Annotated in this window: 19 protein-coding genes; 8 read left to right on the plus strand and 11 right to left on the minus strand. The window is 64.8% G+C overall.

All coding sequences use genetic code 11. The features are described 5' to 3' along the window. Positions 1-862: 862 nt before the first annotated feature. The 5 genes from KQ305_RS11435 to KQ305_RS11455 all read right to left on the minus strand — a co-directional run bounded on the left by KQ305_RS11435 (position 863) and on the right by KQ305_RS11455 (position 6,725). On the minus strand, positions 863-1,714 hold the full coding sequence (locus KQ305_RS11435) for a hypothetical protein (RefSeq protein ID WP_259725533.1): 852 nt from the start codon (positions 1,712-1,714) through the stop codon (positions 863-865). Between the two features lie 2,336 nt (positions 1,715-4,050). Beyond that, on the minus strand, positions 4,051-4,824 hold the full coding sequence (locus KQ305_RS11440) for a Coq4 family protein (RefSeq protein ID WP_259725534.1): 774 nt from the start codon (positions 4,822-4,824) through the stop codon (positions 4,051-4,053). A gap of 54 nt (positions 4,825-4,878) precedes the next feature. Then, positions 4,879-5,166, minus strand: coding sequence for a 4a-hydroxytetrahydrobiopterin dehydratase (locus KQ305_RS11445; protein WP_259725535.1), 288 nt, complete (start codon positions 5,164-5,166; stop codon positions 4,879-4,881). Between the two features lie 25 nt (positions 5,167-5,191). After that, the gene (locus KQ305_RS11450; RefSeq protein WP_259725536.1) at positions 5,192-5,644 is read right to left on the minus strand and encodes a secondary thiamine-phosphate synthase enzyme YjbQ; all 453 of its coding nucleotides are present in this window, start codon (positions 5,642-5,644) and stop codon (positions 5,192-5,194) included. A 19-nt stretch (positions 5,645-5,663) separates the two neighbouring features. Next, on the minus strand, positions 5,664-6,725 hold the full coding sequence (locus KQ305_RS11455) for a fatty acid desaturase (RefSeq protein WP_259725537.1): 1,062 nt from the start codon (positions 6,723-6,725) through the stop codon (positions 5,664-5,666). A gap of 197 nt (positions 6,726-6,922) precedes the next feature. On the opposite strand from KQ305_RS11455, the gene KQ305_RS11460 reads away from it, so the two are divergent. Then, positions 6,923-8,464, plus strand: coding sequence for an NAD(P)/FAD-dependent oxidoreductase (locus tag KQ305_RS11460; protein ID WP_259725538.1), 1,542 nt, complete (start codon positions 6,923-6,925; stop codon positions 8,462-8,464). A 31-nt stretch (positions 8,465-8,495) separates the two neighbouring features. On the opposite strand, the gene KQ305_RS11465 is transcribed toward KQ305_RS11460, so the two are convergent. Beyond that, complete coding sequence (locus KQ305_RS11465) at positions 8,496-8,945, minus strand: DUF2721 domain-containing protein (protein ID WP_259725539.1); 450 nt, start codon at positions 8,943-8,945, stop codon at positions 8,496-8,498. Positions 8,946-9,025: 80 nt separating this feature from the next. Here KQ305_RS11465 and KQ305_RS11470 point away from each other — a divergent pair, with 80 nt between their 5' ends. Further along, the gene (locus KQ305_RS11470) at positions 9,026-9,442 is read left to right on the plus strand and encodes an OsmC family protein (RefSeq protein WP_259725540.1); all 417 of its coding nucleotides are present in this window, start codon (positions 9,026-9,028) and stop codon (positions 9,440-9,442) included. On the opposite strand, the gene KQ305_RS11475 is transcribed toward KQ305_RS11470, so the two are convergent. Then, positions 9,384-10,061 (minus strand): hypothetical protein, encoded by a 678-nt coding sequence (locus tag KQ305_RS11475; RefSeq protein ID WP_259725541.1) that lies wholly within the window; start codon positions 10,059-10,061, stop codon positions 9,384-9,386. The genes KQ305_RS11470 and KQ305_RS11475 overlap by 59 nt on opposite strands. Before the next feature lie 163 nt (positions 10,062-10,224). Here KQ305_RS11475 and KQ305_RS11480 point away from each other — a divergent pair, with 163 nt between their 5' ends. Both KQ305_RS11480 and KQ305_RS11485 read left to right on the plus strand, forming a co-directional pair. Beyond that, a complete protein-coding gene (locus tag KQ305_RS11480; protein WP_259725542.1) occupies positions 10,225-10,611 on the plus strand; it encodes an MbcA/ParS/Xre antitoxin family protein in 387 nt (128 codons plus the stop codon). Between the two features lie 5 nt (positions 10,612-10,616). Next, positions 10,617-11,366 carry an RES family NAD+ phosphorylase gene (locus tag KQ305_RS11485; RefSeq protein WP_259725543.1) on the plus strand — a complete coding sequence of 250 codons (750 nt, stop codon included), beginning with the start codon at positions 10,617-10,619 and terminating at the stop codon, positions 11,364-11,366. Positions 11,367-11,391: 25 nt separating this feature from the next. Here KQ305_RS11485 and KQ305_RS11490 read toward each other — a convergent pair whose 3' ends face one another. Next, the gene (locus KQ305_RS11490; RefSeq protein ID WP_259725544.1) at positions 11,392-11,784 is read right to left on the minus strand and encodes a type II toxin-antitoxin system VapC family toxin; all 393 of its coding nucleotides are present in this window, start codon (positions 11,782-11,784) and stop codon (positions 11,392-11,394) included. Further along, a complete protein-coding gene (locus KQ305_RS11495) occupies positions 11,784-12,035 on the minus strand; it encodes a type II toxin-antitoxin system Phd/YefM family antitoxin (protein WP_216909599.1) in 252 nt (83 codons plus the stop codon). The genes KQ305_RS11490 and KQ305_RS11495 overlap by 1 nt, the downstream gene beginning before the upstream one ends. Before the next feature lie 111 nt (positions 12,036-12,146). On the opposite strand from KQ305_RS11495, the gene KQ305_RS11500 reads away from it, so the two are divergent. The 4 genes from KQ305_RS11500 (at position 12,147) to KQ305_RS11515 (ending at position 15,263) form a co-directional block, all read left to right on the plus strand. Beyond that, positions 12,147-13,673 (plus strand): carboxypeptidase M32, encoded by a 1,527-nt coding sequence (locus KQ305_RS11500; RefSeq protein WP_259725545.1) that lies wholly within the window; start codon positions 12,147-12,149, stop codon positions 13,671-13,673. A 54-nt stretch (positions 13,674-13,727) separates the two neighbouring features. After that, positions 13,728-14,315 carry an inorganic diphosphatase gene (locus KQ305_RS11505; RefSeq protein WP_259725546.1) on the plus strand — a complete coding sequence of 196 codons (588 nt, stop codon included), beginning with the start codon at positions 13,728-13,730 and terminating at the stop codon, positions 14,313-14,315. A 48-nt stretch (positions 14,316-14,363) separates the two neighbouring features. Continuing rightward, positions 14,364-14,951, plus strand: coding sequence for a L,D-transpeptidase (locus tag KQ305_RS11510; protein WP_259725547.1), 588 nt, complete (start codon positions 14,364-14,366; stop codon positions 14,949-14,951). A gap of 141 nt (positions 14,952-15,092) precedes the next feature. Beyond that, entirely contained in the window at positions 15,093-15,263 is a 171-nt protein-coding gene (locus KQ305_RS11515; protein WP_259725548.1) for a hypothetical protein, read from the plus strand. Here KQ305_RS11515 and KQ305_RS11520 read toward each other — a convergent pair. Beyond that, complete coding sequence (locus tag KQ305_RS11520; RefSeq protein ID WP_259725549.1) at positions 15,209-17,218, minus strand: chloride channel protein; 2,010 nt, start codon at positions 17,216-17,218, stop codon at positions 15,209-15,211. The genes KQ305_RS11515 and KQ305_RS11520 overlap by 55 nt on opposite strands. Then, positions 17,193-18,146 carry a hydroxymethylbilane synthase gene (hemC, locus tag KQ305_RS11525; protein ID WP_259725550.1) on the minus strand — a complete coding sequence of 318 codons (954 nt, stop codon included), beginning with the start codon at positions 18,144-18,146 and terminating at the stop codon, positions 17,193-17,195. The genes KQ305_RS11520 and hemC overlap by 26 nt, the downstream gene beginning before the upstream one ends. Between the last annotated feature and the right edge of the window lie 45 nt (positions 18,147-18,191).

The raw sequence follows: 18,191 nt of genomic DNA on the forward strand, positions 1-18,191 counted from the left end.
ACGCCATAGGCACCGCTGCTGCCTTTGTGGCAAGGCCGGAAGGGCTTGTGGGTGGTGGTCCTCAAATTAGCCTGTTTCATACGCCGAGCAACGCAGTGACGGCCGACCTGCCGGCCGACTGCGAGCAGCTCCTGGTGAACGATTGGGGAGCCGTAGAAGCCCAGTGCTTAAGGAACACCTCCTGGATCTCAACGGTGATCAGGGCGTTCTCGGCTGCGCGCCTTCCCGGGCGCCTACTTCCGCTGCAGCCAGGCGTGGAAACCGCTTCGGGCAACCTCAGCTGCCTGCACAGCCAGGAGACAGAATGATGACCTGTGAGCGCATCGACCAGGCGAAACCTTGAGGCGGCAGCTGCTCACGAGCAAAGTGCGCATCAGCTAGCCAAAATAAATTCTTCTCTCTCCTGAGCTCCATGATCTCCTTCAGTCGCCGGTTCAACTCAGCGAATTCATTATTGGTGAGGAGGGCCTAGGCCATGAGTCAAGCCTGACCGGAATCGACACGCGCCTGACGAACCCAGCGAGCCAGGCTCTTGGAGAGAATGTACAACCGCTGAGCCACGGTCTTGCAGGAAAGGACCTCCTGCAGGCAGAGGTCAATAGCTTGTGCTGATGCAGCGTAAACCGACGCCTAGTCTTGGTGGGATTGGACATCGATGGGCAGTCTGGTGGTCATGGTGAAACCCTTACCGACTTGTCATCATAACCAGGAGAATCCCAACTCTGACTCTTTAAGTACAAAGCGTGTTATGATGAAAAACAATGTTGCCAACTTTACCAACATAAGAAATTAAGATGCATCACACAGGTACGGCCTGGAAGATCCAAAATACCATCGCAGCAGGAGATGCAAGTTAGATCCACTATATTTTTAGACGCTGTGAGCGCTTATTTTTAATAAAAACCCGTAAGCGATCAGAAAAGAATGTCTTCGTTACAGATCCTAATATATTAGAAAATAATGAAGATAAGAGCTTTACCTGAATAGAGATGCTCTCCAATGGCGGTATATCCTCAAGTGACGTTTCCGGAAATGCTGAATAAGCACGGGGCTTTCCTAGACCAAGAATCTTGACAAGAGATAGATCAAAATCTTCTATGAATGAGGGATTCAACAACAGTTGCTCACCATGATCTTTCAAGTCATCAGAGATGACATCAAATTGGAATAACAAAAGACTTCTAATAAAATCTTTTTTCTTAAATCCTACGCCTCGATGGAATAGATGCGTGTTGAGAGCCAGCAAAGTCCCTTTTGACGGGGAGATTTCTACTATATATTCGTTAAAGTCCTTTTCCGCTGTAGCATTATCAAGATATCGATGCGGCCAACCAAGTGACCATTTCTCTGAATTCTGAATGAGCTGAAATGGTGCAAGATGGGAGTCACTCAGATACAAGACAAACTGCACTCCAGGCAGATTATGCTTCCCACGAAATCGCTGGCCACTCATAACATTATTATCTGTATGCCATGGCATATACATTGATCCACATGCCCTTACAAGGCGATTATTGACCAAACTAAAATCCTGCTTGAGATAGTCTCTGCAAATAGAAAGAATTAGTTCAGACAGCGCTAGTCTGCATGCAGATCTTGACTTTGCAATCGCATTTGGGAAAAAACTAAAACTACCTTGTTTAACAGGGTGTAGTGTGCTGGAGTTTATAGCGATCGAAGCCATGTCTAGCTCTCCCAGGATTTGGTCCGCCAAGTCATCTGATATTGAATTATGAATGAACGAATATCCTCTTGTCTCTAGCTCATAAACAAAGTTTTCTCTGGCAAACCTCGCAGCTTGAGTACTCCATAGGTTTTGCTTATGCATCTAACCTCCTCTGTGCTAACATACGAAAACGCTGATTAAGCAAAAGAGATGACATATCTTATCTTGTCTTTGGACTAAACTCAGGATGCATAAAGGAGTTTAATGTATGCAGGCCATGTCGACATGGACAATGAAGTGTGCGTTCGGATACATCTAAGCGCTCAATGGCAGCCAGTAAGTCACAATAGGTATCGCTGACTCACTGACTTATCATTGCCGAGAGGAGACTTCAGAAAAGCTGACGCTACTACCCTCGGTCAGGCGTCCAGCACCAGCGCAGCGGAATGAGTGGGGCTTTCTTGAGGCGGAGGATTGATCCCGATCACCTCTGGCTGACGCCAGCAGCAGGTGTTCCGTGTCCATCGGCGTGGATGTTGCAGGAGGGACAGTTTATAGACGTGGGCCCGCCAGCGAGTCTTCTCCGCTGCGCATATGCTGTGGCGCTGAACGGGGGTCAAGAACCTGATGCTGCATTAACTATGCTGAAGGTTGTACCAATTCGCCAATGCATACGCCTAGGAGCAGGTTTTCCCCTGACTGCGGAATGCACGTCTTGGGTAGTCCGGCCGGCACTTGACCGACCGGAATCGAGACTCCAGGTAGGTGTAGTCGGGCTGACACCGGGTCTGGAGAAGGAACTGAACACCCCAAGTTACTCAGCCTTCACTGGAAGAACTGCGAAGCGTGGATTATTTATATTTTCAGACAATTGGCAATTGCACACTCTATCTGCATGACTTAGACCTTGTCTGCCTGTTTATATCGTATTAACGATAGTGCCGAGAGAAGAGTATGAAGAAGTGAGTGCGAGCTTTGGCTTACAGAGAGTTTTTCACGAGGATGACAGGCTTGCATCCAACTACAGGCAGTTAATGAAGCACTATTCGCACTCCTAAGCATGATGAAGTAGTGGGCGGATATACTACTAGAGCGGTCAGCAGGCTCCTTAATCATAGGTTCATGGTAAATGCAGATACGGCACGTTCTGTCGGCTACTCAGATAATGGACGTGCTGGTTTAGCGATGGCTTTCCACTATGTGTTTTGAATAGGGCAACGGACAAAGCTACTATCGTTGTTAACGATTACACCGCAATGGTGTGGCTCACTGAGCAGTCTCAATCACGAGGATGCCAGCCATACAACGCTAATCGGGCAGTAAGAATGTATTATTCAAGATGTTCAGGCATGCGAGCGAATAATCGCAATAGGGACTTCTTTGCCAAAACGCATTTCCTTAGTAGCAACGATAACTGATTTCAGAAAAGAGCGATTTGTAGTCCTTAGAAGGTCATTTCCATGTACTAGCGATGGCAATTGTTTACTCTACGCGGAATGAAGCGCCTTGCATTGATTCTGCGGTCGCGAAGATTCTGTCGCCGAACCTCTTTGTACTGAATGGAAAATCGTGGCAATCCACATGTCGAAGCAATTTATTGGACATCTACGTTGGACCAACACAGTGCTGCGGTCAGCAACCTGCGGTTTGGTCGTTCCTCCCTTCACTTTGGCTTCCGGCGGTGGCTGAGATTGGTCGTTAGGCTGTACAAGACGCAATGCTAGTGATAACACAATCTCAAATAAGGATCCCATCAAGTTACAAACAGGAGGAGCTCAGTGGAACTCGCTAAACGACCAACTGGCGGGCCGCATGATTTTCGTGGCAATCTGGTTGACGAAGCTGATAACCAACAGAGATGCTGGGTCGGCCGCGAAACTGATGTGCTTCTGGTCCGACTCCGCGGGCTTGGATTCCAGCACCTCTTCGGAATCGAACTCGCCCCTCCTACAACTCTACCCGGAATCGGGTTCCTTCAGTCCGCTCTAGACAACTGCAAGACTCTCCTCTATGCCGGCTCAATTGACCTTGCCGTTGCTATCGAGCAATTTCAGCACATCGAAAACGTCGGGGATCCCCCAAGAAGTTTTGCGGTTGTTGGCACCAACTGGTTAAATCCTTCTGACAACACCCAATGTTGACTCTCTTGAGGCGCGGAGGAATCCTGAAGATGGCTCAAGCTCAGCTTCACGACGAGGGCTGCGCCTGCTAACACATATCGCTAGATTCTTTGGCGTAGAGAAGCGCCATTCGGAAATCGTCTATGCATGCTATTGGAACACATGGCGGATTTGGAATAAGTGGTAAACCCCTCTACACATGTGCGAGTCCGAGGAGGGCGACCAGCGTGCGGATCCTCTTCTGTCCGGCCATCGTCGGAGAAATCAGGCGGCCAGGGCCGCCACGAGGGTTGGATTGGAGTACCAGCTGTAGGTCCCCTCCCGCACGGCCTCGATGCCCAGCTCGGCCCGCAGCTCCTCCAGGTTCTGCTCCATCCGCTCCTCCCAGATCACCGGGAACAGCGGCTTGGCATCGGCACCGATGTGCAGACCCTTGCTGATCATGCCGAAGGCGTAACCGGCGGTCCGGGCCTGCTCCGCCGGGGTTTCATGCTCATCGAGCGGCTTGTCGTTGCGGAACCAGTTGAGCAGCAGCGCCATCAGATCGGTGAAGGCCAGGCCTGGATGGGCGAACTGGGCCACGCTCAGGCTGATGACACCCAGTTCACCGAAATTGTCGAGACTGAAACCGCTGACGATGTGGTGGATGTCGTGGGTGGCATAGACGCGGTAGTTGATGTAATCGGCGTCGGTTTCGAGGTTGGCGTAGAAGTCGGGCTTGGGGAAGAAATTGATGTCGTACCCCATCGTCTCCAGCACCGTGGCGTAGGTGTGGCCCAGGGTCCCCTTCGGCAGGGCCTTGAGGGCGGCCGCGTCGTAGGGGCCGCTCAGCCGCCGCTGCTCGATCAGGGCCACCGCGGCCGGGTCGCGCTGCAGCAGCGCCCGGCAGACCTGCATCGGCCGGGACTGGCGCAGCCGATGGGAAAGCAGGAAAACGTTGTTCGCCGAAGCGCCGGCTCCGGCGGCCAGATCGGCGAGCTCGAGGAACGCGTGGATGTTCTCCTCGGTGGCGATCCGATCGAGGTAGCGGAAACCCATGGTGGCGGTGCGAGACGGGGAAGCACCTAAAGAAGTTAGTGGGCAGGGACTGCCTCAGCCCACTAAGCCATCGATCCGCTGGGCCAGTTCCACATCCAGGTTGGAAAGGCCGCCGGTGTCGTGGGTGGTGAGGTTGATCGTCACCCGGTTCCAGACGTTGCACCATTCCGGGTGGTGACCCAGCGTCTCCGCCGCCAGAGCCACCCGGGTCATGAAGCCGAAGGCGGCCGAAAAATCGGTGAAGCGTAGTTCGCGGTGCAGCTTGCCTTCCCGCACGCTCCACTGCGGCAGGTCCGTGGGCATGGAAGCGATCTGGGCCGGGGTCAGGGGCTTGGCAGCCATGGCAGGGAGGGGGAGGGGGTCAGGGTTATTCGCCGAGCAGATGCAGGCTGAGGCGGCGCCGGTGCGGGCGGGCCCGGTGCTCCCACAGATACACCGCCTGCCACATTCCCAGCAGCAGCCGGCCCGATTGGAACGGCAGCACCAGGCTGGTACAGGTGAGCGCGGTGCGGATGTGGGCGGGCATGTCGTCGGGGCCTTCATCGTCATGCACCCAGGCGCGCCGCTCGCCCTGGCCGCTGATCGGCCGCACCCCCTCGGGGGGCACCAGGGCCCGCAGAAAGGCGGCCAGATCCACCAGCACCCTGGGGTCGGCGTTCTCGTTGATCGTCAGCGAACACGACGTGTGCTGGCTGGCGATGGTGGCGCTGCCCAGTTGCAGCCCGCTGGCGGCGATCAGGCCGTTGATGGCCCCGGTGATGTCATCGAAGCCCTCGCCTTTGGTGCTGATCTCCAGCGTGCTCAGGCTCTGGCGCAGCATCAGGGCCTCCTGGCTCCTTTCAGCCGGCGGCGGCCACCTGGAGGGCCGATCGCTGGTCGTCGATCGTGGTCAGGCGGCAGGCCTGGGGATCCCAGAGGATGTAGTTGAAGCAGCCCGGGATGTCGGCCAGCGACAGCCGCCGCACCCCCGTGAGCAGGTGGGCGTTGCGCGCGTGGCAGGCCCGCAGCCGGTAGTTGGGGATCTTCGAGGAGAGGTGGTGGATGGCGTGGCAGCCGATGTCGGCCGAGAACCAGTTGAAGATCGGCGGGAGTTCCAGATCACTGGTGCCCTCCAGCACCCCGGTCATCTCGCTCCAGCCGGCGGTGGCATGGGCGTAGGAGCCGGGGAAGTTGTGCTGCACGAAGAAGATGCAGATGAAGATCGCCGCCGCACAGGCCATCACCGGGGCATAGAGCGACCAGAACACACCGGCACCCAGCCAGTGGGCCATCAGCCACCAGGAGCCGATCACGGCGATGTTGTTGGCCACCAGGTGGCGGAATTCCTCGTTGGTGTACCAGTGCTTGGAGCGATAGCTGGCCAGGATCTGGCCCAGGCCCATCGGCTCCGGGCTGCGCAGGCAGGCCATCAGATGGGGGAAGAAGCCCGCCAGCCCCAGCAGCAGGGCCACCCGGGGCTTGATCACCAGGTAGAAGAAGCCCCCGGGGAACAGCATCGCCGGGTGGCGCAGCACGCCATAAAACCGCTGCTGGCCGGGGCTGAGGGCTGAAAAGGCGCTGGTGGTGACCAGGGCCGAGGGTCCCTGGTACTTCTCCCAGTCGCCGTTGTGGCGGTGGTGGTAGGCGTGGCCGCGCGACCAGGGGTATTGGGGGATGGCGCTGATCACCCCGAGCAGGAAGCCGAACACCTGGTTGGCCCGCCGGCTGCGGAACAGGGAGTCGTGGCCGCAGTCATGCATCAGCGAAAAGACGCGCGCCAGCAGCAGCACCATCACCACCATCGTGGGGACCAGCAGCAGGGGAGCGTGCTTGAGGCTCCAGTCGGCGACCCACCAGAGGGCCGCGTAGGGGATCACGGTGTTGGCGATCTGCCAGCCGCCGCGCAGATTCGAGCTGTCCATGAAGGACTTCAGCTCGAAATCGCCGCGCTTGGGCTCGCGGACCGCTGCGGTAGCGGACAGGGTGGCTGGCGAATATCCCTGCTGCAATGCAAACCTTTGTAGATATCGCGCGATCCTAGGCAAGGATCCTGCGCGGCGAAAGCCGTCCTGGCGACGGGAATCTGAATAGCATCTGCAGCTGACATGCTGCGCCCAAGGTGAGCGACCTGATCGTCGTGGGCGGTGGCCTTGGCGGCCTGTGTGCCGGCGCCATCGCCGCCCGCCATGGGCTGGAGGTGCTCGTTCTCGAGGCCCACACCACCTCGGGCGGCGCCGCCCACGGCTTTCGCCGCGGCCCCTTTCACTTCGAGTCCGGTCCGTCGCTCTGGAGCGGCCTGGGCCGCTGGCCCAGCACCAATCCCCTGGCCCAGGTGCTGCGGGCGGTGGGGGAAACCCTGCCCGTGGCTACCTACCGCGACTGGGGCCTGCTGCTGCCCGAGGGGGCGCTGCGGGTCGGGGTGGGGCAGGGTCCCTTCCTGGCCCTGCTGCGCGAGCTGCGCGGGCCGGCGGTGGCCGCCGAATGGGACCGTTTCCTCACGGCCCTCAAGCCCAGCTGCGACGCGGCCCGCTCCCTGCCCCTGCTGGCCCTGCGGCCCGGGGCGGGGCTGGCCACCACCCTCGGCGGCGGCAACGCCCTGCGCCTGCTCGGCCAGGCGGGGCGGCTGGCCAGCCTGGGTGGAGCCTTCGGGCCGATCGCCCGCCGCCACCTCAGCGATCCCTTCCTGCTCCATTGGGTCGAGCTGCTCAGCTTCCTGATCTCGGGCCTGCCCATGGACCAGACCAGCGCCGCCGCCATGGCGACCCTGTTCGGCGAATGGTTCGAGCCCGACGCCTGCCTCGACTACCCCATCGGCGGCAGTGGGGCGGTGGCGGCGGCGCTGGTGCGCGGGATGGAGCGCCACGGCGGCCGGCTGCGCACCGAAGCGCCGGTGGCCGAGATCCTGGTGGAACGGGGGCGGGCCGTCGGCGTCCGGCTCGAGAACGGTGAGCGCCTCGAGGCCCAGCGGGGCGTGATCGCCAACACCAGCCCCTGGGATCTGCTGTCCCTGCTGCCGGAGGACGCGGTGCCCTCCCGCTGGCGGCGGCGCCAGGCGGCCACGCCGGCCTGCGCCAGCTTCCTGCACTGGCACCTGGCCCTGCGCGGCGACGACCTCGATCACCTGCCGGTCCACCACGTCTGGGTGGGCGACTGGCAACGGGGCATCGGCGCCGAACGCAACATGGTGGTGCTCTCGATGCCCTCCCGGCTCGACCCGTCCTGCGCCCCAGCCGGCCACCAGGTGTTGCACGGCTACACGCCGGCCAACGAGCCCTGGGAGCTGTGGCAGGGGCTGGAGCGGGGCAGCGCCGCTTACGACGCCCTCAAAAAGGAACGCTGCGCCGTCTTCGGCGACGTGCTCTCCCAGGTGCTGCCCGACTGGCGGGAGCGGGTCGTGATCGAACTGCAGGGCACCCCCCTAACCCACCGCCGCTACCTGCGGATGCACCAGGGCAGCTATGGCCCGGCCTGGCCGGCCAGCGGCGGCCCCTTCCCCGGCGGCACCACCCCGGTCGAGGGGCTGGTGCTCTGCGGGGCCGGCGTGTTCCCGGGCATCGGCGTGCCCCCGGTGGCGGTGAGTGGGGCCATGGCCGCCCACCGCTTCGTCAGCGCCCGGCAGCAGCGGCAACTGCTGGAGGAGATCGGCCTGACGGACCTCTGAGGCGGAGCCAGCGGAACGCCGGCGGAAGCGCTCAGAAGTGCCGCAGGGCCTGGTTGCCCAGCTGCACCTCACGCAGCAGCAGCAGCACCGCCGTCATCAGCGACCCCATCGCCAGCACGAACAGCAGGGCCACCAGGGGGGTCAGGTCGATCGTGGCCACGGTGCTCAGGAACAGCACCATCACCACCGTCGCCACCAACAGGAAGCTGGTGGTGGCCGAAGCGAAGGCCGCCGAGGCCAGGGTCATGCGGCGGCGGTGCAGCTGCAGTTCCCCCTGCAGCTCCCGCGACCGGGCCACGCTGGTGGCCGGATCCAGGGCCTTGATCGCCCGGGCCCGGTCGATGATGCGCGACAGCCGGGTGGTGATCACCCCCAGCAGGCCACTGATGCCTGCCAGCAGGAACACCGGCGTCACCGCCAGCCGGATCGTCTCGGCCAGCCCCACGGAGTTCGGGTTGGCCACCAGCAGGATCAACGGCACGGAGCCCCAGCGCGCGGCCAGCAACCTAGGGCGACGGCCCCTGCCAGCCTGCTGCAACGAACGCCAGTCCCCCACCCGCCATGACCACGATCGTCTGCCGCTACGACGGAGCCCTGCGCTGCGTGGCGGAGCACGCCGCCTCCGGCTCGCAGCTGATCACCGATGCCCCCGTCGACAACCAGGGCAAGGGGGAGGCGTTCTCCCCCACCGACCTGGTGGGCACGGCCCTGGCCACCTGCCTGCTGACGGTGATGGGGATCGTGGCCGAACGCCAGGGCATTGCCCTGGAGGGGGCCTCGGTGCGGCTGGAGAAGGGCATGAGCAGCAGCGGCGAGCGCCGCATCGCCCTGCTGGAGGCCTGGATCGACCTGCCGGCCGGCCTCGGGGCCGAGCAGCGCGAGCTGCTGATCCGCGCCGGCGAGAGCTGCCCGGTGAAGGTCAGTCTGGAAGGCTGCGTGCCGATGCGGCTGCACTGGACTCCGGCGGCGGCGGACTGAGGGTGACGCCCACCTCCAGCTGCTCCAGCGGCGCGTCGGGATCCACCGGCACCAGCAGCACCATGGTGCTGGCGGCCGGCCGGGTGCCGGGCTGCTCCTGAAGGATCTCCAGGGCCACCATCGTCTTGCGCCACTGCAGGATCTTTCCCTCCAGCAGGGCCACGAAGTCGTCGCAGGTCCAGCGGGCCCCCTCCCCGCGGCAGGGGTAGCGCTCCAGCACATCGAGGATCTCCATTTCCCGCAGCGGCGCCGCGTCGGCCGGATCCCACACCAGCAGATAGTTGCCGTCGAGGGCGTTGGCCTCCAGCAGGCTCGCCTCACTGGCCAGCAGGGTGTCGAGGGCCATCTCGTCGTCGTCCCGCTCGATGGCGGTGAGCAGGGCCTCCAGCACCAGCTGGGTGTCATCGTCGAGCTGGGCGCAATGGACCGTGAGCAGGCCCGTCACCGCCAGTTCGATCTCCCCGAGCGGCAGCACCATCGTCAGGGCCCGCAGGATGGCGCTGAGCACGTCAACGGCTTCCCCGTCGCTGGGCTGGTCGTCGAGCACCAGATCGGGGTCGGCCATGAACCGTTCGATGGCCGCGAGCACCAGGTCCTGCTCCGGAGAAGGGGGATGCATCGATCCGGCCGCAGACGTGACGTAGCACCACCATGGCGCCGCCAGCAGCAGGCTGCAGCGCCCATGGCCTGATCCACAGCGGAGCGTCGGGCCGGCGACCGCCCAGGACAACCTGCTGATTTCGCATCAGAAGGGCTAACTTTGATGCAGATGCAGCGGATGCATGCCACTGGTTGATCGCCCGCCTCCGCTGGAGACCGCCGCGGCTCCGCTCACGGATGCCCAGTTGCTGCTGCGGGCGGTGCTGCGGGCGTCGGACGAGCTGGAGCTGAGCCGCACGGCCCTGGCGCGGGTGCTGGGTCGCGACCGCTCCCTCTTTGGCCGAGGCAAGGGCATCGACCCCGCCAGCAAGACTGGGGAGCTGGCCCTGCTGGTGGTGCGGCTCTACCGCAGCCTGGCGGGGCTGGTGGGCAACGACGGCCCACAGATGCGCCACTGGTTTCACACCACCAACCATCACACCGGGGGCGTCCCTGCTGAGCAGGTGCAGCGCGCCGAAGCGCTGGTGGAGATCGTGCAGTACCTCGACGCCATGCGCGCCCGCCTCTGATCGCGATGGACCTGCTCCCTCTGGCGAAGGCGGCCCAGGAGGTGGTGCTGACGGGATCGGTGCTGCGGCTGGTGCAGCAGCAGGGCCTTGACATCCTGGGACCCCTGGTGGACGACCTGGAGCAGCTGGCGCGCCTGGAGAGGCTGGTCGAAGCCAGCAAGCCGCCACCGCCAACGTCCACGCTGGAGCCGCCAAGCCATCCGTTGCTGGCCACCCCGTTTCGCTACCCGCCACTCCGGCATGGCTCCCGCTTCGGGGGGCGGCAGAGCAGGGGGATCTTCTACGGCTCCCGCAGCCGCAGCGGATCGTTGCTGGAGGGGGCCTATTACAGCCTTCTGTTCTGGGACGGCATGCAGGAGGCGCCCCCCACGGCGATTCGCCGCCGGCAGACCCTGTTCTCGGTGGTGATCCACACCAGCCGAGGACTCAAGCTGCAGACACTCCCGAACGCCGCCGCCCAGTCCACCCTGCGCGACCCCCGCCACTACGCACCCACCCAGCGCCTGGGTCAGTGGATGCGGGAGGCGGGCCTCGAGGCCTTCGAGTACGAGAGCGCCCGCTCCAGCGAGCCCCTGGTGCAGGTGGGCGTCCTGACCCCTGCCGCTTTTGGCTCGACGCCCTTCGATCAGGTGGACATCACCTGCGAGATCAAGCCGGGTCACGTCTCCTTCCTGAGCCATGACGATGGAACGGTTCATCACTTCCCCCGCGAGCTGTTCCTGATCGAAGGGGAGCTGCCGCAGGCAGCAGCCTGAGGTGTCCGCCAGTTTGATCCTCCCGTCACCAGAGCAAGCGGCAGGGGAACGTGGCCATGGCGGGGTCGATGCTCACCAGTTGCAAGCCTTCCAGCTCCGCCTGGGCCGCCAGCAGCCGATCGAACGGATCGCGATGGGGCTGGGGGTAAGCACCAGCGCGAACGCCGTGATGCAACTGCACGGCGAGTGGCTGGAACCCCTGTTGCTGCAGGAGGGAAGGCAGATCCAGAAGCAGTCCTTCAGCGCCGGGAAGTTTGCCCAGCCTGGCCTTGGTGGCGATCTCCCAGCCGGAGGCGGCGCTCACGAAGATGGCGGCCGCCGGATCGCCAATGGCCTTCTGGGCGATCCCGGAGAGCTTCTCCGGTTCCACCAACCACCAGAGCAAGGCATGGGTATCCAGCAGGAGGGACGCGGCCATCAACGGGGCAGCGCCGCCTCAAGGGCGTCGAGCTCCTCGGGGGGCAGGGGAGCCAGGAGCACGTCAGTGGCAGGAAGCTGCAGCCGCCCACGAAGCACCCCGGGCTGGCGGCGGGGCTGGTCGGGGTCCAGCGGCACCAGCCGCGCCCAGGGTTTGCCGTCCTTGGCCACCAGGATGGTTTCGCCGGCATGGGCGGCGTCGATCAGCCGGGAGAACTGGGTCTTGGCCTCATGAACGTTGACGGTGCGCATCGCTGGCCGCGCCCATCGGGAGCTCAGGGAACAGATGCAGATTAGTCCGGATGTGGACCCAGGTCCGGAAGCCGGTGGCGCCATGCTGGCCCCACCGGCTCGACCGATTCCATGCCCGCAGCGGCTACGGCCTTTGACCAGCTCCAGCGGCACCTGCACACCACCCGCCTGCTGGGCTCGATCAGCAGCACCCTCTATTACGACCAGAACACGGTGATGCCCGCCGCCGGTGCCGCCTGGCGCGGCGAGCAACTGGCCTTGCTGGCGGCCCAGCTGCACGAGCGCCAGAGCAGTGCAGCCTTCGCCGATCTGGTGGCCGCCGCCGAAGCCGAGCTCACGGCCGACGCGCCGCCCCATAGGCGCCGCAACCTGCAGCTCTTGCGCCTGGAACTCGACCGCCAGTGCTGCCTTGATCCGGCGTTGGTCACCGCCCTGGCCCTGGCCCAGTCGCGAGGCAATGCGGTCTGGCAGCAGGCCCGGGCCGCCAACGACTTCGCCGCCTTCGCGCCGGCCCTGCGGGAGCTAATCGCGCTGCGCCGCGAGCAGGCCGGCCAGCTGGCGGCGGCCGAAACCGTGGCCCGCAGCCCCTGGGAAATCCTGGCCCAGCCGTTCGAACCCGACATCAGCAAGGCGCGGCTGGCGGAGCTGTTCGCACCGCTGGCGGCGGAGCTGCCCGGCCTGCTGGAGCAGGTGGCGGCCGCGCCTGCGCCCAGCCCGGCGGAGGCCTTCGATCTGCCCGAAGCCCTGCAGGACAGCCTCTGCGCCGAGCTGCTCGACGGCTGGGGCTACGACGAGAGCCGCTGCCAGCGCTCCCGCTCCGCCCACCCCTTCTCCTGCACCGTGGGCCCCGAGGACTTCCGCATCACCACCCGCGTCGTGCGCGGCCAGCCGCTCTCGGCCTTCCTGGCCACCGCCCACGAATGGGGCCACTCCCTTTATGAGCAAGGCCTGCCCCGCAGCGACGACCATTTCTTCCCCTGGCCCCTGGGGGAGGCCACCTCGATGGGGGTGCACGAATCCCAGTCCCTGTTCTGGGAGTGCCGGGTGGCCCGCAGCCGCGCCTTCGCCGAGCGCTGGCATCCCCGCTTCCGCCAGGGTCTGGGGGCCGATCCCTGGGGCGGCGCCCGCGGGTTCTGGCGCTCCTTCAACCCGCTGCGGCCGGGCCTGATCCGGGTGGAGGCCGACGAACTCAGCTACAGCCTGCACATCGTGCTGCGCTTCGAGCTGGAGCTGGCCCTGCTGGAGCAGGAGATGCCGGTGGAGGAGTTGCCCGGGCAGTGGAACCGGCGCCTCAAGGACCTGCTGGGCCTGGTGCCCCAGACGGACGCCGAGGGCTGCCTCCAGGACATCCACTGGGCCGAAGGCCTGTTCGGCTATTTCCCCTCCTACGCCCTGGGCCATCTGATCAGTGCCCAGATCTCGGAGGCCCTGGAGCAGGAGATCGGCCCGATCGAGGGGCTGGTCGCTGCGGGCCAGGAGTCCGCGCTGCAGGACTGGCTCGCCCGGACCATCTGGCCCCTGGGCCGCTCGGTGAATGCCGAGCAGCTGGTCCAGCAGGTCACGGGCCGACCGCTGGGCTCAAGCGCCTTCCTCACCTACCTGCGCGCCAAGGTGGGCCAGCTGGCCGAAGGGGCCTGAAGCGGCTCTGCCGGGGCCCGCTGCCTAAGATGCCGCCGCCGAAAAGCCCCCACCATGGCGAACATCGACCACGCCCCCAGCCGCACCATGCTGAACCTGCTGCATGTGCTGCCGGCCTTCGCCGATGAGGCCGAGCTGCGTCTCAACGCCATCGTGGAGCTCAACGCGAACACGATCAACAAGTACGAGCTGATCACCGAAACCGGCCACCTGAAGCTGGATCGGGTGGGCTATTCCTCCCTGTCCTACCCCTTCGCCTACGGCTGCATTCCCCGCACCTGGGACGAGGACGGGGATCCCCTCGACATCGAGATCGTCGGCGTGACCGAACCCCTGGTGCCCGGCAGCCTGGTGGAGGCCCGCATCATCGGCATCATGTGCTTCGACGATGGCGGCGAGGTGGACGACAAGGTGATCGCCGTCCTGGCCGATGACAAGCGCATGGATCACATCACCAGCTACACCCAGCTGGGTGAGCACTGGCTGAAGGAAACCCAGTACTACTGGGAGCACTACAAGGACCTGAAGAAGCCCGGCACCTGCAAGGTCAACGGCTTCCACGACAACGGCGAGGCCGTGCGGATCATAAAGGAATGCGAAGATCGCTACATGACCGTCATTGACCCGCGTCTGGTCAACTGACGACCCCCAACACCGCCCCCCGGCGTCTCCACTGATCCCGCTCCTTCCATGTCGCGTTCCTTCGCCCTTGTCCTGCTTCTGACGACCGGCGGGGGAGCCGCGCTGGCCTCAGGGACCCCGCCCATCGGGGCACCCGTTCAGGCTCCGGCCACCACCACCGTGGCCCCGGCGACCCCCGCCCTGACGGCGCCCACACCGGCGACCCCGGCCCCGGAGAAGGCCACCGTCACGAGCACCAAGGAAATCGTTCTGGAGCTGGGCAAGCGCACGATCTCCCTGCGCGACAACGGCAAGGTGATCGGCAGCTGGCCCGTGGCCATCGGTGATAGCCCCACCCCCACCCCCAAGGGTCGCTTTGAGGTGGAGACCAAGGTGGTCAATCCCCAGTACCAGAGCACCGCGAGCGGCAAGATCAACCCCACCAAGGGCCCCAATGGCCCCCTGGGCGACCGCTGGATCGGCTTCAAGCGCAGCGGCCCCAACCAGTACGGCATCCACGGCACCCCGAGTGCCTGGGCCTGGACCGTCACCTCCCGCTCCGCCGTCACCAACGGCTGTGTCCGGATGCTCACGCCCCATGTGCGCGCCCTGTTCGACCAGGTGGATGTGGGAACGCCGGTGGTGGTGAAACCCTGAATACCGCAGGGCGATCCCGGGCGATCAACAACGACCGAAGAGATTCTGGAGATTGGTCTCGAAGGGTTTGATGTCTGGGTGCTAACACCTAATCTCAAAAAACCGATCCCAAGCGGCACCCTCCGCAGCCGCTGTATCTCCATGTTCGACTCCGGCACCCATCTCACCACCGACCAACTGAACAGCACGTCGCTGAAATGGGGCAACGATGGCGAGCTCTCCGAACTGGACCTACAGCGCATTCTCGGCCTGCTCTCTCAGGTCGATCCCGTCGCCGAGGCCCTGATGGAGGGCCGCTCCGAAGCCGCCTGAAAACGGCGCGCCTGGGCCCTGGCCATGCCGTCGCGGCTGGCCACCCCGCGCAACAGGCTCACGGGAAGACCACCCGCTGGCAACCCATGGGGCAGGTGATCCCCGGAGCCTCCCTCCAGCTCGAAGATCGGCAGCTGCCGCAGACCATTGGGTCTGAGCTGATCCTCGAGCCGATCGAGGCTCACCCCCATCGGCAACCACACCAGGTCTGTGCGCACACAGTCCGCCAGATCCAGGGGCCCCTGGCGCTTCACTTCAGACGAAAGGCCGCGCTGCAGGTCGCCGATCGTCACCAGCCCAAGGACCAGGCCGGCCTGCTCCACCAGCAGGCAATGGCCATGGCTGTCGATCAGCCTGGCCAGGGCGTCTGAGGCCGCCATGGCGGCCGGCAGCACCAGGGGCGCCTCCGGTTCGAAGGCTTCCTCCACGCCGATGCCTGCCAGCTGGCCGCGGCGCCGCTCCTCGAGGGGATCGGGCCCCATCAGACCGGGATCGTGGATGCCTTGCCAGCGCTCCACCAGGGCGGCGCTGAGGCCGGCGGCCGCCATCAATGGCAGCACGATGCGAATGTCGCGGGTGAGTTCGAACAGCAACAGCAACGCGGTGAGCGGTGCCCTGGCGCTGCCCGCCAGCACCGCCGCCATGCCGACCATGGCGTAGGCCGGAGGTTCGGCCACCGGCAGGTTCAGGCCGCCGCTGCCCAGGGCCTGGCCGTAGCAGTTGCCGAGCACGGCCCCCAGGAACAGGGAGGGGGCAAAGCCCCCGCCCACGAAGCCGGTGGCGTTGCTCACGGTGGTGGCCACCAGCTTCACGCCGATCAGGGCCACCAGGGTGAGCAGGGGGATGCCACCGTCCCGACCCAGCAGCGCTTCGATCGTGTCGTAACCGACGCCCAGCACCTGGGGAAACACCAGGGCCATGGCCCCGAGCGCCGCCCCCCCCAGGGCCGTGGGCATCCCCGGCGGCAGCCGCCGCACCACGGACTGGACCCGCTCGCCCCGGCCAGCCGCCAGCAGCCGGATCAGCAGCCACGACATCAGGCTGGCCAGCAGGCCCAACCCCAGATACAGGGGAAGCTCCAGGGGCGAGCGCACCTCATAGGCGGGCAGGCGCAGGATCGGCGTGTCGCCGAGGCACAGCTGGGTGACCAGCGCTGAGGCCACCGCCGCCACCAGCACCGCCCGCAGGCTGGGCCGTCCCGGGATGGCGCTGTAACTGCCCTCGAAGGCGAAGAACACCCCGGCGATCGGCGCCTTGAAACCGGCCGCCAGGCCCGCCGCCACTCCGGCCCCCACCAGGGCCTTCTGGGCCTGGGGGGAAAGGCGTCCCTTGAGGGCCACCCAGAGGCCGATGTTGCCGCCCCCCTCCACACTCGGGCCCTCCGGTCCGAGGGAGGCGCCGCTGCCCAGGCTGAGGGACGCTGCCACCAGCCGCAGCCAGGGCAGGCGCGGCTCCCCGCCCTGGCTGCCGTCGGCGATCGCCATCAGGCTCGACAGACCCGGGCCGATGCTGCCGGCCACATGGCGCAGCAGACCCACCGCCAGACCACCCAGGGTCGGCACCACCACCACCGGCCAGAGGGCGAGCCAGTCGGGCGTGTTGGGCAGGCTGATGGGCGGGGGTGCCGGCGGTGGGGGCGGTGCCGTCGCCAGCAGGCCGATGCCATCGAGACCGAGCTGGAGCAAAGCCCGCAGGGGGGTGCCACTATCGGGGGCCAGGGGCGGCAGGTCGATCTGTGGCAGGTCGGCGGGGGTGGCCGGCGAGGAGCGCCCGATCACCAGCAGGCCCTCCACGAAGGGGTCGAACAGGAAGTTGTTGATGAAGCCCAGCAGTTCGTGGAACGCCACCACCGCCAGGCCGGTCAGGGTGCCGACCAGGGCCGCCCAGGCCAGCAGATTCCACTGGAAGGGAAGACCGCGCAGGTCGGCGTCAGGTTCCGGGGCGGACGGTGGCAAAGATCTCCTCCAGGATCTCTCCGGCCCCCTGGGACCGCAGGGTTCCCGCCAGCGCCAGGCCGATCGCCTCGGGGTCGCTGGCCGGGCCGCGACAGCTGTCGCGCAGCAGCCGCTGGCCGTCGATGCTCGCCACCATGCCGGTCAGCACCAGCTCGTCGTTCTCGAAGTGGGTGTTGACGCCGATGGGCACCTGACAACCCCCTTCCAGACTGCGCAGGAAGGAGCGCTCGGCCAGGCAGCGACGGGCCGTCGGCAGGTGCTCCAACACGCCGATGGTGTCCAGCACCGCCTGGTCACCGGCACGGCATTCGATGCCCAGGGCGCCCTGGCCCACGGCATGGAGCGAAATCGACGGATCGATCAGTTCGTGGATGCGCTCACCCAGGCCCAGCCGGGTGAGTCCGGCCGCCGCCAGGATCAGGCAGTCGTAGACGCCGGCATCGAGCTTCTCCAGGCGGGTGATCACGTTGCCGCGCACGTCCTTGAACACCAGGTGGGGGTAGTGGTGACGCAGCTGGGCCAGGCGCCGCAGGGAGCTGGTTCCCACGACGCTGCCCTCGGGCAGGGTGGCCAGGCTGAGCTCCTTATGCCGTTCATGCACCACCAGGGCATCGGCGGGATCCTCCCGCTCGGTGATGCAACCCAGGATCAGACCCTCCGGCAGGTTGGTGGGCAGGTCCTTGAGGCTGTGCACGGCGATGTCGGCCCGGTCGACCAGCATCTGGGCCTCCAGTTCCTTGGTGAACAGGCCCTTGTCGCCGATCTTGGCCAGGGCCACATCGAGAATCTTGTCCCCCTGGGTGGCCATCGCCTCGATCGCGATCGTCAGCTCGGGGTGGGCCCGGGTGAGTTCGTCCCGCACCCAGTGGGTCTGGACCATGGCCAGCTGGCTGCGGCGGGAGGCGATGCGCAGGGTGGAGCTGGCCATTGGACGCTTCGGGCGGCAGCGACGGCTGCCAGGCAACAGCCGCCC

This window comes from Synechococcus sp. CS-1332 (genome assembly GCF_025127995.1).
Lineage (GTDB): Bacteria > Cyanobacteriota > Cyanobacteriia > PCC-6307 > Cyanobiaceae > Cyanobium.